At 66.5% G+C, this 14,591-nt stretch carries 13 protein-coding genes and 1 riboswitch; of the genes, 5 read left to right on the plus strand and 8 right to left on the minus strand.

The window, feature by feature from the left end:
- Window position 1: 1 nt before the first annotated feature.
- Genes AC0L3P_RS04140 through AC0L3P_RS04160 form a run of 5 tightly spaced genes read right to left on the minus strand, consistent with a single transcriptional unit; the run spans window position 2 to window position 6,483 of the window.
- A complete protein-coding gene (locus AC0L3P_RS04140) occupies window positions 2-631 on the minus strand; it encodes a precorrin-8X methylmutase (protein ID WP_354206556.1) in 630 nt (209 codons plus the stop codon).
- Entirely contained in the window at window positions 631-1,794 is a 1,164-nt protein-coding gene (gene cobG / locus AC0L3P_RS04145; protein ID WP_354206558.1) for a precorrin-3B synthase, read from the minus strand. Before cobG ends, AC0L3P_RS04140 begins: the two co-directional genes overlap by 1 nt.
- A complete protein-coding gene (cobN, locus tag AC0L3P_RS04150) occupies window positions 1,791-5,039 on the minus strand; it encodes a cobaltochelatase subunit CobN (protein ID WP_473301062.1) in 3,249 nt (1,082 codons plus the stop codon). Before cobN ends, cobG begins: the two co-directional genes overlap by 4 nt.
- Complete coding sequence (gene cobW / locus AC0L3P_RS04155) at window positions 5,039-6,103, minus strand: cobalamin biosynthesis protein CobW (protein ID WP_473301063.1); 1,065 nt, start codon at window positions 6,101-6,103, stop codon at window positions 5,039-5,041. Before cobW ends, cobN begins: the two co-directional genes overlap by 1 nt.
- Window positions 6,100-6,483, minus strand: coding sequence for a DUF1636 family protein (locus AC0L3P_RS04160; RefSeq protein ID WP_473301064.1), 384 nt, complete (start codon window positions 6,481-6,483; stop codon window positions 6,100-6,102). Before AC0L3P_RS04160 ends, cobW begins: the two co-directional genes overlap by 4 nt.
- Before the next feature lie 95 nt (window positions 6,484-6,578).
- Window positions 6,579-6,796, minus strand: a riboswitch (cobalamin riboswitch).
- Window positions 6,797-6,836: 40 nt separating this feature from the next.
- On the opposite strand from AC0L3P_RS04160, the gene cobO reads away from it, so the two are divergent.
- Window positions 6,837-7,472 (plus strand): cob(I)yrinic acid a,c-diamide adenosyltransferase, encoded by a 636-nt coding sequence (cobO, locus tag AC0L3P_RS04165; RefSeq protein WP_473301065.1) that lies wholly within the window; start codon window positions 6,837-6,839, stop codon window positions 7,470-7,472.
- A gap of 10 nt (window positions 7,473-7,482) precedes the next feature.
- Window positions 7,483-8,931 carry a cobyric acid synthase gene (locus tag AC0L3P_RS04170; RefSeq protein WP_473301066.1) on the plus strand — a complete coding sequence of 483 codons (1,449 nt, stop codon included), beginning with the start codon at window positions 7,483-7,485 and terminating at the stop codon, window positions 8,929-8,931.
- On the opposite strand, the gene cobD is transcribed toward AC0L3P_RS04170, so the two are convergent.
- Both cobD and cbiB read right to left on the minus strand, forming a co-directional pair.
- Window positions 8,920-9,882, minus strand: a complete 963-nt coding sequence (cobD, locus tag AC0L3P_RS04175; protein WP_473301067.1) for a threonine-phosphate decarboxylase CobD — start codon at window positions 9,880-9,882, stop codon at window positions 8,920-8,922. The genes AC0L3P_RS04170 and cobD overlap by 12 nt on opposite strands.
- Before the next feature lie 11 nt (window positions 9,883-9,893).
- Window positions 9,894-10,835 (minus strand): adenosylcobinamide-phosphate synthase CbiB, encoded by a 942-nt coding sequence (cbiB, locus tag AC0L3P_RS04180; RefSeq protein WP_354055956.1) that lies wholly within the window; start codon window positions 10,833-10,835, stop codon window positions 9,894-9,896.
- A 121-nt stretch (window positions 10,836-10,956) separates the two neighbouring features.
- On the opposite strand from cbiB, the gene cobU reads away from it, so the two are divergent.
- From cobU to bluB, 3 genes are read left to right on the plus strand one after another with little or no spacing between them, the layout of a single operon-like run.
- A complete protein-coding gene (gene cobU, locus AC0L3P_RS04185; protein WP_354055958.1) occupies window positions 10,957-11,460 on the plus strand; it encodes a bifunctional adenosylcobinamide kinase/adenosylcobinamide-phosphate guanylyltransferase in 504 nt (167 codons plus the stop codon).
- The gene (gene cobS / locus AC0L3P_RS04190; RefSeq protein WP_354055960.1) at window positions 11,457-12,239 is read left to right on the plus strand and encodes an adenosylcobinamide-GDP ribazoletransferase; all 783 of its coding nucleotides are present in this window, start codon (window positions 11,457-11,459) and stop codon (window positions 12,237-12,239) included. The genes cobU and cobS overlap by 4 nt, the downstream gene beginning before the upstream one ends.
- A 4-nt stretch (window positions 12,240-12,243) precedes the next feature.
- Entirely contained in the window at window positions 12,244-12,876 is a 633-nt protein-coding gene (gene bluB, locus AC0L3P_RS04195) for a 5,6-dimethylbenzimidazole synthase (protein ID WP_473301068.1), read from the plus strand.
- 18 nt (window positions 12,877-12,894) lie between these two features.
- On the opposite strand, the gene AC0L3P_RS04200 is transcribed toward bluB, so the two are convergent.
- Window positions 12,895-14,589 (minus strand): ShlB/FhaC/HecB family hemolysin secretion/activation protein, encoded by a 1,695-nt coding sequence (locus AC0L3P_RS04200; protein WP_354055964.1) that lies wholly within the window; start codon window positions 14,587-14,589, stop codon window positions 12,895-12,897.
- Window positions 14,590-14,591 lie beyond the last annotated feature (2 nt).

The following is a 14,591-nucleotide window of genomic DNA, read 5'->3' on the forward strand; positions in this document are numbered from 1 at the left end:
GCTATTCGCTCCGGCTCGCCAGTGCGTTCACGGCGGCGACCGTGATCGGGGAACCGCCGAGGCGGCCCTCGACCGTCAGCGCCGGCACCGGGGGATTGGCCATCAGCGCAGCCTTGGATTCGGCCGCGCCGACAAAGCCGACGGGACAGCCGATGATCGCCGCGGGCCGCGGACAGTCTCGGTCCTCCAGCATGTTGAGGAGATGAAACAACGCAGTCGGCGCATTGCCGATCGCCACGATCGCGCCGTCGAGATGCGGGCGCCATAGCTCCAAAGCCGCAGCCGAACGGGTGTTGCGCATGGACTGCGCGAGCGCGGGAACGGTCTCGTCGCCCAAGGTGCAGATGACGGCGTTGGCGACGGGAAGCCGCGCGCGCGTAATTCCTTCGGAGACCATGCGCGCGTCGCACAGGATCGGCGCGCCCTTCTGCAAGGCCGCGCGCGCAGCCACCGCCATGCCTGATGTGAAGCGGATATGCGCCTCCAGGCCGACCATGCCGGCGGCATGGATCATCCGCACCACCACCTGCTCCTCATCCCGCGTGAAGCGCGCAAGATCGGCTTCGGCCCGGATGGTCGCAAAGGACTGCCGGTAGATCGCCGCGCCGTCGGTCTCGTACGTGTGCGGCATCAGTGCCCTCCCATCAGGATGGAGGGATCCTTGACGATGTCTTCGCGGTTCAGTCCCCGCAGGATGGGCTCATCGCGTGTCGACCCACCGCGCACGAGATCGAAGCCTGCGCCGGTCGCGACCAGAGTGATGGCCGCGGGACCGGAATGGGCGCAACCCTTGGCACAGCCGGAGACGTGGAGCCGTGCGGCCGCGCCGATGTTCGGCGCCAGGGCTGCGGCAAGGCCGCGGGTATCGGCATGCGCCTCGCGACAGCGTGGCGCACCGCTACACGCGATCACGCGCAGCGCAGGGTCGTAGGCCTCGGTGATAAGACCGGGCGCGCTCGGCATCGCGCGCTTGCCTTCGCTCAAAACCATCCGCCATGGCGTCATGCGTAGCGCATGTCCGCAACCGGCGAACTGGTCGAGCGTCGCATGCGCCATCTGTCCGAAGGCGACCCCGACCATCGCACCTTGCGAATAGAGGCCGGGACGCGCCGCGGCCATGATCGGCGCCGGCTCGGCCTCGCCGCGCAAGGCCGCCGGCAAGATTGCACCGGCTGAAAGATGCGCCGCCATCCGCCCCCGCCCGCCCCTGGCGCCGCCTGAGATCACGAACCAATCGGCGAATGCGAGAGCGGTGGTCACGGCCTCGCCACGCGCGACGGCGCGGCCGAGTTTGTCGCCATCAGCCCGCACCAGCAGTCCGCCGGAACGATCGCGTTCGATCCGCACGTCGGCGGAATCGCCCGCAAGCACGCGTGAAGTGCCGTCATCGATGGCGAAGCCGAACTTGGTTGGAAGTTCGAGCGTGCTATCGGCGAGCGCCTCCTCGAGTTCGGCAGCGAGCGATTGTGTTGCGTCTCCGGCACGCCAGAACGGCGTCACAAGGATGTTGCGACGGGATTCGGTGTCGGCGTCGGGGTCGAGCAGCGCCAGTTGCGCAAGGCCGTCGAGCAGCAGCCTGTGGCTGGTCTCGTTGACGCCCCTGATCTGGAGATTGGCCCGGCTGGTCACGTCGATCAGGCCGTTGCCATGGCGTTCGGCGAGATGGGCCAATCCGGAGATTTGTGCCGCTTCGAGCCGTCCACCGAACGGACGCACGCGGACCACGAGCCCGTCGCCCGATTGCATCGGGCGCAGCGCGCCGGGACACCAGCCCTTGACCACGGAAGCGCTCATGACGCCTCCCGCAGCGCAGCCGCGATCGAATTGCGGCGCGTTCGCCAGAGCGAAGCTTCATACAGGCGCGTGAAACACGTCTCCATCGCGGCCAGCGCCGCCGGATTTTCACGGGCCATGAAGGCGCGGACGTCGTCATGGCCGAGCGTGGCATCGTAGTAGAGGTCGAACAGATGCGGCGGCACGGCGCCGGCCAGATGCGCGAAGGCGGCCATGTGCTCGAGCGTCGCGGTGATCTCGGCCGCCCCGCGAAAACCGTGGCGCATCATGCCGGCGATCCAGGCCGGGTTGGCCGCGCGCGCGCGGACGACACGGGAGATTTCCTCGGTCAGCGTACGCGCATGCGGCTGCTCGGGCCGCGTCGCATCGAGATGATAGAGCGATGGTCCTGCCGCGCCGAGATGGGCTGCGGCGGCCGCAATGCCGGCCTCATGCGCGGCATAGTCGGCCGCGAGCAGAAGATCGGTTTCCGGCAAATCCTGGACGTGAACAAAAGCATCGGCGGATGCGAGCCGCTTCTCGATACCGGCACGATCGAGCGTGATCTCGCCATCGGCCGAGAACGCCCATGACGATGCCGAGAGCCACGCTTCGCCGGCGGCGTGGCGCGTCTCGGGCGTGAAGGCGTCCGGGATTGCCGAGAGGCCGACGCCGTATTGTCCGGGACGCGGCGCGAACACGCGCGATGTACGATGGCGATAAGGATTCTCGCCGCCCTCGTCCTCGCGGGCGGACAGCGCCTCGGCTGCCGCCTCGAACAATTGCGCGAGGCCTGAGAAGACGTCGCGAAACAGGCCCGAGACACGCAGCGTGACGTCGATGCGGGGCCGGCCAAGCTCGGCAGGCGCGATGATGTCGTAGCCGGTCACACGGCCGGATGCGTGATCCCAGCGCGGCGCGAGGCCGGCCAGATGCAGCGCCATCGCAAACTCTTCGCCCGCGGTCCGCATCGTCGCCGAGCCCCAGAGATCGACGACAAGGCCCTTTGGCCAGTCACCATGATCCTGCAGATGACGACGCAGTAGCTCTTCCGCGAGCTTAATGCCTTGCGCATGCGCCGACGGCGTCGGCACCGCGCGCGGATCGACGGCGAACAGATTACGTCCCGTGGGCAGCACGTCCTGGCGGCCGCGATAGGGCGAGCCCGACGGCCCCGGCGCGACGCGGCGTCCCGCAAGCGCGGCACGTAGCGCGTCACGTTCAGCGTCGCCGCAGGCGCCGCGGCCGAACACGTGCAGGCCGTCACCGAACTGGCTTTCCTTGAGATCGCAGACGAAACGGTCGATCCGCGGGATCGCTTCGGCCGGCGCGGCCGCTGCATCGAGGCCGAGATCGTCTTCGAGGCCAACCGCGCGCGCCTCGTCGCGGATCGCGGCGATCAGACGCTGGCGACGGGCGGGATCGAGGCCATCAGCCGTCGAGTACTCGTCGAGGAGCTGTTCAAGCCTGCGCAGCCCGTCCGGCACCGCTGATGCTGCGAGCTGCGGCGGCAGATGGCCGATCGTGACGGCACCCACGCGCCGCTTGGCCTGCGCGGCCTCGCCGGGATCGTTGACAATGAAGGGATAGATGACGGGCAATTCGCCGATCAGGGCTTCCGGCCAGCACGCCTGCGACAGCGCCACGGATTTTCCGGGCAGCCATTCCAGCGTGCCGTGCGCGCCCATGTGCACGACCGCATCACAGCCCTGCTCGCGGAGCCAGAGATAGAACGCGACATAGGCATGGCGCGGCGTGCGGGCGAGATCGTGATAGTCGGCATCGCGCGTGGTCGCATCGCCACGCTCCGGCTGAACCGCGATGATCGACCGGCCACATGGAATCGCTGCGAAATGGAACGCGCCGTCGCGACACCCCGGATCGGTTTCCGGCGTGCCCCAGGCTTGCGCGAGGTCATCCTGCAACACTTGCGGAAGGTGCGAGAGCGCAGCGCGGTAATCGGCAACGCTCCAGCTCAAGGTCCGCTTGAGCAGCGTCTCGCCAAGCGCATGGACCGGATCGACATCGAAGCCAGCTTTCGCGAGGTCGGACACCAGGGCCTCGACCGAGGCCAGTGCATCGAGACCCACCGCATGCGCGATCTGATGCGGGCGGCCCGGATAGTTGGAGAGCACGACTGCCATGCGCTTGTCGGCGGCCGGCTTCTCGGCGAGGCGACGCCAGGCCGCTACGCGCGCGGCGACGGCCTTCACGCGCTCCTCATCGGGCCTGTGTGCCAGATGCGAAAATTGCAAATCGGGATCGCGCATCGCCGCCGATTTGAAGCTCACCACGCCCGCAAACAGGCGGCCGTCGACCTCGGGCAGCACCACATGCATCGCAAGGTCGCCGGGCGACAGGCCGCGGAGCGAGCTCGCCCAATCCTCGCGCCGGGCCGTGGAGAGCGCGACCTGGAACACCGGGCAGGATGCGGCATCGAACGGCGTGGTGCCGTCGTCGCCGATCGCCGAGAACGCCGTCGCATTGACGATCGCGGCCGGCGGGTTTTGCGCGAAATACCCGCGCAACCAATCCGCAACGCCCGGGGCCTTCAGCGAGGTGACGAACACACCATGCGCGTCAAAGCCGCGCTCGCGCAGCGTCGCGATCAGCGCATCGACGGGGCCGGTATCCGCGGCGGTGAGGTAGGAGCGATAGAAGGTCACGAGCGCTCGCGGCCTGCCCTCACCCGACGCCGGCGCGGCAATGACGCCGCGCGCCGGATCATAAAAGCCCATCTCGGGGACGGTCATCTCGCCGATGACCGGGCCGGCATAAAGGCCAGAGGCCAGCGCAAGCTGCGCGATCGCGGCTTGCGCTGCGACGGGGCCGCCGGTGTCGCAGAGCACCTTGAGCCGCCGCAATGTCGAGACCGGCAGGGTCGAATACGCATCCAGCCGCGTGTCGTCGCGGCCGTCCGCCGGCAGCACGGCCAGCACGATGCCGCGCTCCTTCGCCAGTTGCTGCAGGGCCGCGAGCCCGTACGACCAATAGGATTCGCCGCCGATCAGACGCACGAGGATGCCGCGCGCCTGCGCCAGAGTGCGCTCGATATAGGTGTCGACCGAGAGCGGATGGCGGAGTTCTGCGAGATTGACGAGCCGTAGTGACGGCAGGCTGTCGCGACCACGGCGCCAGCCGGCCGCGAATGCGGCAAGATCGGAATCCGAATACGAGAGCACCACGAGATCGGCCGGATCCTGGCCGATGTCCCTTGGTATCGCGGTCTCCTCGAGACCGCGGCTCTCGCGGAAGACGACGTGCATCAGATTCCAGTTCCTGAAAGACCAAGTCCTGAAATACCAAGTCCTGCCCTGATCGCGGCCTTGTCGATATCGCCATGCTCGCCGATCACGACGAGCTTTGATTGCCTCGCACCTGCGCCCCAGGGCTTGTCGAACTGGTGGCGCACGCGCTCGCCGACCGCTTGCAGCAAGAGGCGCATCGGCTTGCCTTCCACCGCGATGTAACCCTTGACGCGCAGCACATTCTGCTCCCGCGCCAGACGCTGGACGGATGCAACCAGCGTGTCGATATCGGTGACCTCAGGAAGATCAATCACGACGGAGGCAAAATCGTCGTGCTCGTGATCCTCCTCGCCGTCATGATGCGATGGACGCGCGGCGAGATCGTTCTCGGCGGCAGCACCGAGGCCGAGGATGAGGCGCGCGTCGATCGCACCGTCGGTGATCGCCAGCATCGGCACGCGGCGCGACATCTCGGCGGTGATCGCCGCCTTGGCCGCTTCGAGGCCTGCCGCGCCCGCAAGATCCGCCTTCGTCAGCAGCACGATATCCGCGCAGGCAATCTGGTCCTCGAACACTTCCGATAGCGGGGTCTCGTGATCGAGATTTTCATCGGCCGCACGCTGCGCTTCGACGTCGTCAGGATCCGGCGCGAAACGGCCGGCAGCGACAGCTTCGGCGTCGGCCAGCGCGATCACGCCATCGACCGTGATGCGCGAACGGATCTCCGGCCAGTCGAACGCCTTCAGCAGCGGCTTGGGCAGCGCCAGGCCCGAGGTCTCGATCAGGATATGATCGGGCCGCACCGGCCGCGACAGCAGCTTCTCCATGGTCGGAATGAAATCGTCGGCGACGGTGCAGCAGATGCAGCCATTGGCGAGCTCGATGATGTTCTCTTCTGGGCAATTCGCATCGGCGCAGGATTTCAGAATCTCGCCATCGACGCCCTCGCTGCCGAACTCGTTGACGAGCACCGCGAGCTTCTTGCCGTTGGCATTGGCAAGCAGATGCTGGATCAGCGTGGTCTTGCCTGAGCCGAGAAAGCCGGTGACGACCGTGACCGGGACTTTTGCGAGCGAATTCATTCGGCGGCCTCCGGCACGACGGCCAAGGGGAGAATGGGGGGAATGCGGGCAAGCGACTGCTTGCGGAAGATCTCCGGGCGGCTGCGCCAGGGCACGAGGCCGTCGGACGCGGCTGCATAGGCCGCGGCGCCCGCGACCACGTCGCTCGCATTCGCATCCGACAGACGGCCATAGACATAGGACCAGCGGCCGGGCGCGCTGAGCGCGACCGAGCAACCCTGGTTGCATGCAGACAGGCATTCGACGGGAACCACGCTGACGCCGTCGGGCACGCCGGCCTCGAGGATCGCACCATGCAGGCGCTTGCCGGGCGTCGTCTCGCCCTCGCCAAGCGTCTCGCCGGCGCGGCAGGTGATGCAGACATGAAGTGTGACGGTCATCGCTTCTTCCAGAATAAACAGCGGGAAGCGAAGAGGCCCACGAACCGTTCTTGCGAAGGCCCGTTTCCCCGTCGCGGAACACCCCGTCCGCCGGTCCAAAATCGTCCGCGCTGGCAGGTCTCCCGGCTTGCGGAGCAGGGTTTCCCCTTCGATCCCCGCCTTCCCGATCCCAAGGGGATCAGTGGCTTCGGGCATCTCTCCGGTCACGGTCGCGGGGGCGGCTGCATTTTGGAACCAAATCTTGCCGATTCGGACCCTATCGCATTCCCTCTTCGCCTGTCGTAGGACAGGAACCAACGCCGGGCCACCATTTGCCCCCGACCGCCTCTTGTCAAGCCGAAGGACCCCGTCCGATGACGTCAGAACCGGATACCCAGACGGCCGACGAAACCGACGCCCGCCACGCCTCGAAAATGGCGAAGAAGAAGGTCGCCCGCGACAAGATCATGGCGACCAAGAGCGGCGAAAAGGGCCTCATCATCGTCCACACCGGCGCCGGCAAGGGCAAGTCCTCCTCGGCTTTCGGCATGATCGTCCGCTGCGTCGCCCATGGCTTCCCCTGCGCCGTCGTGCAGTTCATCAAGGGTGCTTGGGATACCGGCGAGCGCCGCATGCTGACCGGCCATTTCGGCGACCTCTGCCAGTTCCACGCCATGGGCGAAGGCTTTACCTGGGAGACGCAGGACCGCGCCCGCGATATCGCCGCCGCGCGCGCCGGCTGGCAGAAGGCCAAGGAGCTGATCCTCGACCAGAATCTCCGCATGGTCGTGCTCGACGAGATCAACATCGCGCTGCGCTACGACTATCTCGACATCGCGGAGGTCGTCGAATTCCTGGCGACCTCGAAGCCGCCGATGACGCATGTCGTGCTCACCGGCCGCAACGCCAAGGACGAGCTGATCGAGGTCGCTGATCTCGTCACCGAGATGACGCTGGTCAAGCATCCCTTCCGCTCCGGCATCAAGGCGCAAGCCGGCGTCGAGTTCTAAGAAACTCGCGATGGCGCGCGCATTGATGATCCAGGGGGCCGGCTCGGACGTGGGCAAATCGCTCATCGTCGCCGGCCTCGCGCGCGCCTTTGTGCGTCGCGGCTCGCGCGTGCTCCCGTTCAAGCCGCAGAATATGTCGAACAACGCGGCCGTCACCGTCGACGGCGGCGAGATCGGCCGCGCCCAGGCGCTCCAGGCGCTCGCCGCGCGCGTCGAGCCGCATACCGACATGAACCCGGTGCTGCTGAAGCCGGAGACGGATGTCGGCGCGCAGGTGATCGTGCACGGAAAGCGCATTGCGACCGCGCGTGCGCGTGAATATGCGGCGATGAAGCCGTCATTGATGGCTGCGGTGCTGGAGAGCTTCGAACGGCTGAAGGCGCGTGCCGATCTCGTGCTGGTGGAAGGCGCCGGCAGCCCGGCCGAGGTGAACCTGCGCAAGGCCGACATCGCCAATATGGGGTTTGCGCGCAAAGCCGATGTGCCGGTCGTGCTGGTCGGCGACATCGACCGCGGCGGGGTCATCGCGCAACTCGTCGGCATCAAGACGGTGATCGACCCCGATGATGCCGCGATGATCCAGGGATTTGTCATCAACAAGTTCCGTGGCGATCCCACGCTGTTCGACGACGGCTACAGACTGATCGAAGAAAAGACCGAATGGCGCGGCTTTGGCGTGCTGCCCTGGTTCGGGCGCGCCGGCGAGCTGCCGGCTGAGGATGCGCTGGGCCTGAGCGATGCGCGCAAGCCCGGCCAATGCAAGATCGCCTGTCTCGCGCTGTCGCGGATCGCCAATTTCGACGATCTCGATCCACTCAAGCTCGAGCCCGGCATCGATCTCGTGATGGTGCGGCCGGGCGAAGCCATTCCCGGCGACGTGCGCCTCGTCATCATCCCCGGCTCGAAATCCACCCGCGGCGATCTTGCCTTTCTGCGCGCGCAAGGCTGGGACATCGATCTCCTGGCGCATCACCGCAGAGGCGGCCATGTGCTCGGCCTCTGCGGCGGGTATCAGATGCTCGGACGCAGCGTCACGGATCCCGAGGGGATCGAGGGCCCCGCGGGCGACACAGCGGGTCTCGGGCTTCTGGATGTCGAGACGGTGATGAGCCCGCAGAAGACGCTGACGCGTGTCGCGGCCGTGCATGCCGCAACAGAACAGCCGATCGAGGCCTATGAAATCCACATCGGCCGCACCGATGGGCCGGATCGCGCGCGGCCATTCGCAAGGCTGAACGGCGAACCGGAAGGCGCAATCTCGCGCGACGGGCGCGTGCAAGGCAGCTATCTGCACGGCCTCTTCACGTCGGATGATTTCCGCAAGGCGTTCTTGGCAAAGCTCGACATTGCCGCCGGCGACGAGCCCTATCACGCCAGGGTCGAGAGCGCGCTCGATGCGCTCGCCGATCACATGGAAGCTCATCTCGACGTCGAAGGCCTGCTCGCGCTAGCGCGCTAGCGCCTCGGCCAGGCGCGTCCATTCGGATTCGCCGCCCGGAAGCCCGAGGCGCAGCCATGTCGGCTCCCGCCCGAACACGCGCGACCAGATATGGCGACGCGCCAGCTTCTCCTGCGCGGCAAGCGCGTCAGGCGTCGCGTAGAGACGAAACAGCGGCGTCCCGCCAACGAGCGTCCAGCCTTGCGACTGCACCATGCCGTCGAGGCGACCACAGTCTCGCGCGAGCCGCGCGGAGGCGGCCTCAGCCCAAGCATCGTCACCCAAAGCACGGCAACCGATCGCGATCGCCGCTCCCGAGACCGGCCAAGGCCCCGACATCGAGGCGATCCTGGCGATGTCGGACGAATTGCCGAGCGCGAAACCGAGCCGCAGGCCGGCAAGGCCGTAAAACTTTCCGAAGGAGCGCAGAATCAGCAGCCCCGGCCGGTCCTCGGATGCAAGCGATAGCTGCGGGGCCACATCGGCAAAACTCTCGTCGATGACGAGACGGCCGACGCGAGGCAGAAGCGCCAGCAAATCCCTTGGTGTGTGGCATCGGCCGTCAGGATTGTTGGGATTGACGACAATGGCGAGGTCGGCGCCCGCCAGCGCGTCGAGCTCCCCGACCTCCTGGACCTCCCAGCCCGCGGCCGAGAGGACCCCGGCATATTCATTGTAGGTCGGCGCGAGGATGCGCGCGTGGCCGGTTGGCGCGAGTTGCGGCAGCAGTTGAATCGCGGCCTGTGCGCCGCCAAGCGCGACAACCGCCGCGCTCGTGCGATAAGCCTGCCGCGCCGCCTGATGCAGCGCCTCGATGTCGCCGTGCGACGGCAACGCGCTCCATGCGCGCGAGCTCACCTCGCCCACGGGATAAGGCAGGCGGTTGATCCCGGTCGACAGATCGATCCAGTGCTCCGCGGGGCCGCCGAAACGCTGCTGGGCCAGATCGAGATTTCCACCGTGCTCGCGCATGCGCTGTTCTTTCACGCGAAGGCCAGGATCGCAAGGACACCGGCGAGCAGCAGCATAGCGCGGCGGTAGACCGTCAATCCCCGATCGATGTCGGCAGCAAGCGGATCGCGCGCACCTTCATTCAACCATGGCTCGTTGGTGGTGCTGCCGTGATAGATTCGCGGACCGCTGAGCCGCACACCAAGCGCACCCGCCATGGCGGCTTCCGGCCAGCCGGCATTGGGCGATCGATGTCGGCGTGCATCCCGCATCATGCAAGACAGCGCCTCCGATCGCCGTGGCGCCAGCAGCACGAACAGAAATCCGGTCAGCCGCGCCGGAATGAAATTGGCGACATCGTCGATTCGCGCCGCAGCCCAGCCGAAGGCTTCGTGGCGTTCGGAGCGATGGCCGATCATGGAGTCCAGCGTGTTGATCGCCTTGTAGCCGAGGATCCCCGGAAGACCGAACAGCGCGCCCCAGAACACCGGTGCGACGATGCCGTCGGATGCATTCTCGGCGAGGCTCTCGATCGCCGCGCGAGCGATCCCGGCCTCCTCGAGCGCCAGGGGATCGCGGCCGACGATGCGCGAGACCGCGTCGCGTGCGGCCGCGATGTCACCGGCCCGCATGGGATTTGCGACGGCAGCAACGTGGTCGTGCAGCGAACGCAAGGCGACCAGCGGCCAGCCCAGGACGCCGACCAGTACGATCTGAGTCCAGCCCAAGGGAAGCAGGGACTGCAGCGCCCAGCCGAGCGCGACGGAGAGCGCGATCACGACGAGTGCTCCGGCGAGACCAGCGGCGCGGCGAAATGCCTGCGGATCGGACGGTCGATTCCAGGCGGTGTCGATGGCAGAGATCAGCCCGCCCAACCAGGTGACGGGATGGCCGATCCGCGCGAACAACCACGACGGCCAGCCCAACAGGGCATCCACCACCATCGCAACCGCCATCGCACCCGCAAAACCCACACCCGCCTCCTGTCTTGCCCCTGTTGCGCAAAGCGAAGGCCGAACGCAAGCCCCCGACTGCCTGATTTCGGCTTTGTCTTTGGCCGCGTTTGGTGATTAGTCAGGCCCACAGGAGACCTTTATGGCCGTCATCTTGATCACGGGCGGAGCGCGATCGGGCAAGAGCGCCCATGCGGAAAAACGCGCACGCAGCTTTCCGGGCCGTCCCGTCTACATCGCGACGGCCGAGGCGCTCGACGCGGAAATGGAAGCACGCATCGAAAAGCATCGCAGACGACGCTCAACCGATTGGATCGAGCGAGAGGTACCGCTCGATCTTCTGCAGGCGCTGATGGAAACCGATGGCGGCGGGCCTAGACTGGTGGACTGCCTGACCCTGTGGCTCTCCAACATGATGCATGCGCAGCGCAACTGGGATCACGAAGTCATGAAGCTCGCCGTCTTCCTGCGCGCCCAGAAGAGCCCCGTCGTCTTCGTCACCAACGAAGTCGGCCTCGGCATCGTCCCCGACAATGCGCTGGCGCGGAGCTTCCGCGACGCGGCCGGATTCATGAACCAGGCCATCGCGGCCGTTGCCGACGAGGCCGAGTTCGTCGTCGCCGGCCTGCCGATGAAGCTGAAATGATGCCGCGCGACGAATTCTTGCGGAATGTCATCGCCGATCTCAGGATGGCGGTATCGTTCGTGACGATACTTCCCGTCGCCTCGTCGAAGCCAGCTGGCGACGGGGCCATCGCGCGCGCGGCATGGGCGCTTCCCGTTGCAGGGCTGGCGGTCGGCCTTGCCGGCGCCTTGGTCTACAAGCTCGCCAGCCGGTTCGGTCTGGCACCGAATCTTGCCGCCCTGCTCGCGCTGGCCGCGACCGCCCTCATGACCGGCGCGCTGCACGAGGACGGCCTTGCCGATACTGCCGACGGGCTCGGTGGCGGCCGCACGCGCGAGCGCAAGCTCGAGATCATGCGCGACAGCCGGATCGGCACTTATGGCGTCTGCGCGCTGATCCTGTCGTTCGGCCTGCGCTGGAGCGCGCTCGCGGCGATCGCCAATCCGTGGGCCGTCGCGCTCGCGCTGTGCGCTGCGCATACTGCTGCCCGCGCGGGCTTGCCGGCCTTCATGTCGCAGGTTCCACCTGCGCGACCTGACGGCTTGTCGGCGAGTGCGGGATCACCGCCGGGCCGCAGCATTGCGATCGCCTTCGCCGTTGGGATCCTCGCGCTCGCGCTGGCGCTTGGACCGGGCAAGGCGCTGGTGGGCCTGATCCTGCTCTCGCTTGCCGGCCTGATGCTGGCGCGACTTGCCATCCGCCAGATCGGCGGGCAGACCGGCGACATTCTCGGCGCGTTCGAGCAGACCGGCGAGATCCTGATCCTGCTGGTTGCCGCAGCCTTCCAGATCGGACACTGACGTCGTGGTCGAGTTCGACGAGACCTTCCGCCAACACTTGCGCGAGCTGTTCGTGTGGCGCCGTGACGTGCGCCGCTTTCGCACCGACCCGTTGCCGGACGGCGCCATCGATCGCCTGATCGAGACAGCCTGTCTCTCACCCTCGGTCGGCCTCAGCCAGCCCTGGCGCTTCGTCATCGTCGATGACGCCGCGCGGCGTCGCGCCGTGATCGACGACTTCAAAGCGTGCAACGCCGACGCACTGAATGCCTATGCCGATGAGCGCGCGGCGCGCTATGCCACTCTGAAACTGTCGGGTCTCGAACAGGCCCCCGGCCACCTCGCCGTTTTCGCCGACAAGGCCAGCGATGTCGGTCACGGCCTCGGCCGCGCGACGATGCCAGAGACGACGGAATATTCCGTGGTCGCGGCGATCACCGCGATGTGGCTGGCCGCGCGCGCCGAGGGCATCGGGCTTGGCTGGGTATCGATCCTCCATCCGGATCGCATTCACGCCATTCTCGACGTGCCGGACACCTGGAAATTCATCGCCTATCTCTGCATCGGCTATCCGGAAATCGAATGCGACCGGCCCGAGCTGGAACAGGCGAAGTGGGAGCAGCGCCGCGGCCCGGATGAGTTCACGCTGCGGCGTTAAGCGCGTCCCCCCTACGTCCTACGACCTACTCCTGCCGGCAACCGCCGCCACAGGCGCAGGAGTTTCCTGCTTCTGGAACATCAACAACGGCCGGAAAATGACCCGGCCGTAGGCCTCGTAGTGGTGCTGGGTCGAGACCGCCATCTTCAGCGGCGTCGCGTAATTCGCCTCGAACGTCATGAACGAGGCATAAGTCCAGGAGAAGCCGACGCCCACCGAGCCCAGCTCGGTGATCCCGGGGAACGTCGAATACACCGCGCCCCAGTCGGTGAAGATGTAGGTGTCGAAACCCCTGAGCCATTGCGACCAATTGTAGTGCAGCTCGGCGTTGAAGTAGTAGCCGCTGTCACCGGACGCCGAGTTGGAGGGATAACCGCGCACGGTAGTGGGACCGCCGATCGAGAAGATCTGGTCGCCCGGTAGCAGCTTTTCCTGCGTGTACTGCCAGCTCGCCAGCACATTGGTACTGAAATTTGCAGGTCCCGCCGCGCTGGTCGCGAACATCGAGCCGGTATAGGTGTTGAACGTGCGATTATTGCCGAGCACGTGGTCTTGCCATGTGATGTAGTTCACCGCCGGCGAAACCGTGATCGAATAGGTGTTGCCGGAATTGGTCACCGAGAGGCCCGCCGTGGCCTTGTCGTAATGATCATGGGTCACGGCGACCGTGGCGAAGCGGCTGACCGTCTTGCCCTCGGTCTCCGCGGCGTTGAGCAGCACTAGCCAGTTCTGCGTGACCCAGATCGGCTGGCTGAAATTGACCGCGGCCTGGCTCGAGCGTCCGGTGACGTCGAGCGCGACGAACGGCCCCTGGATGATCTTGATCTTGCCTTCGGTATAGCTGACGCCGGCGCGGCCGCCCCAAGGATTGACCGGAATGCTGTAGGCGACGTTGCCGTTGAGATTACCGTCGGAACGGACGCCGTAGAAGGTCAGGCGGTCGTCGACACCGAACAGGCCGTGGCGCTTGTAGAAGGCCCCACCCTCCCAACGCCCGGTGTTTTCCGCGCCCTGGTTGTCGGTGAAGAGCTGCAGGGTGTCGACCGGCGGCTCGATCACGGCGAACTGGAGATCGGTCAGGCCGAAGCTCGTTCCGGGCTGCAGCAGCGCCTTGATCTGCACGTCGTTGGTTCGATTGAACCAGATCACGTCGCGATTGAGTTTTGGAACGTCGAGGACCTCGCCTTCGGGCTCCTTCACGCGCTGAAGGATGTATTCGGTGCGGGTCTGCTTGTTGCCCTCGATGGTCGTCTTCTGGAGCCGGCCTTCGGTCAGCTTGACGCGGACGATGCCGCCCTTGGCATCCTGCTCGGGCAGCGTCGCGATGCCCGTGACGATGCCGCGCTCGGTATAGATGGCGTTGATGTCGGCGACGAGCTGCAGCAGCGAGGCGATGTCGACGTTCTTGCCGATGTACTTCTTCGCGATCTCGGCGAGCTCGGCCGGCGTGATGAACTTGGAGGCGTCGAACTCGACGTTGCGCAGGCGGAACTTGGGACCGCCCGGCTTCAGGAGCTGGGACTTCTCCCGCTCGCCGCCAATCACCGCCGGGCCGTTGAGCTTCGGCGGCGCGCTCTGCTGTTCGAGCTGCCTTCGTTGCCGGTCGACGTCGTTCTGGATCACGCCGGGATTGATCGACGGAATCTGCGCCCGCGCGGAGGCGATGCACGACGCTGCGAGCCCAACTCCTATCGCCGCCCCCAGAATCCGCATCC

The sequence above is a fragment of the Bradyrhizobium sp. WSM4874 genome (assembly GCF_055811835.1).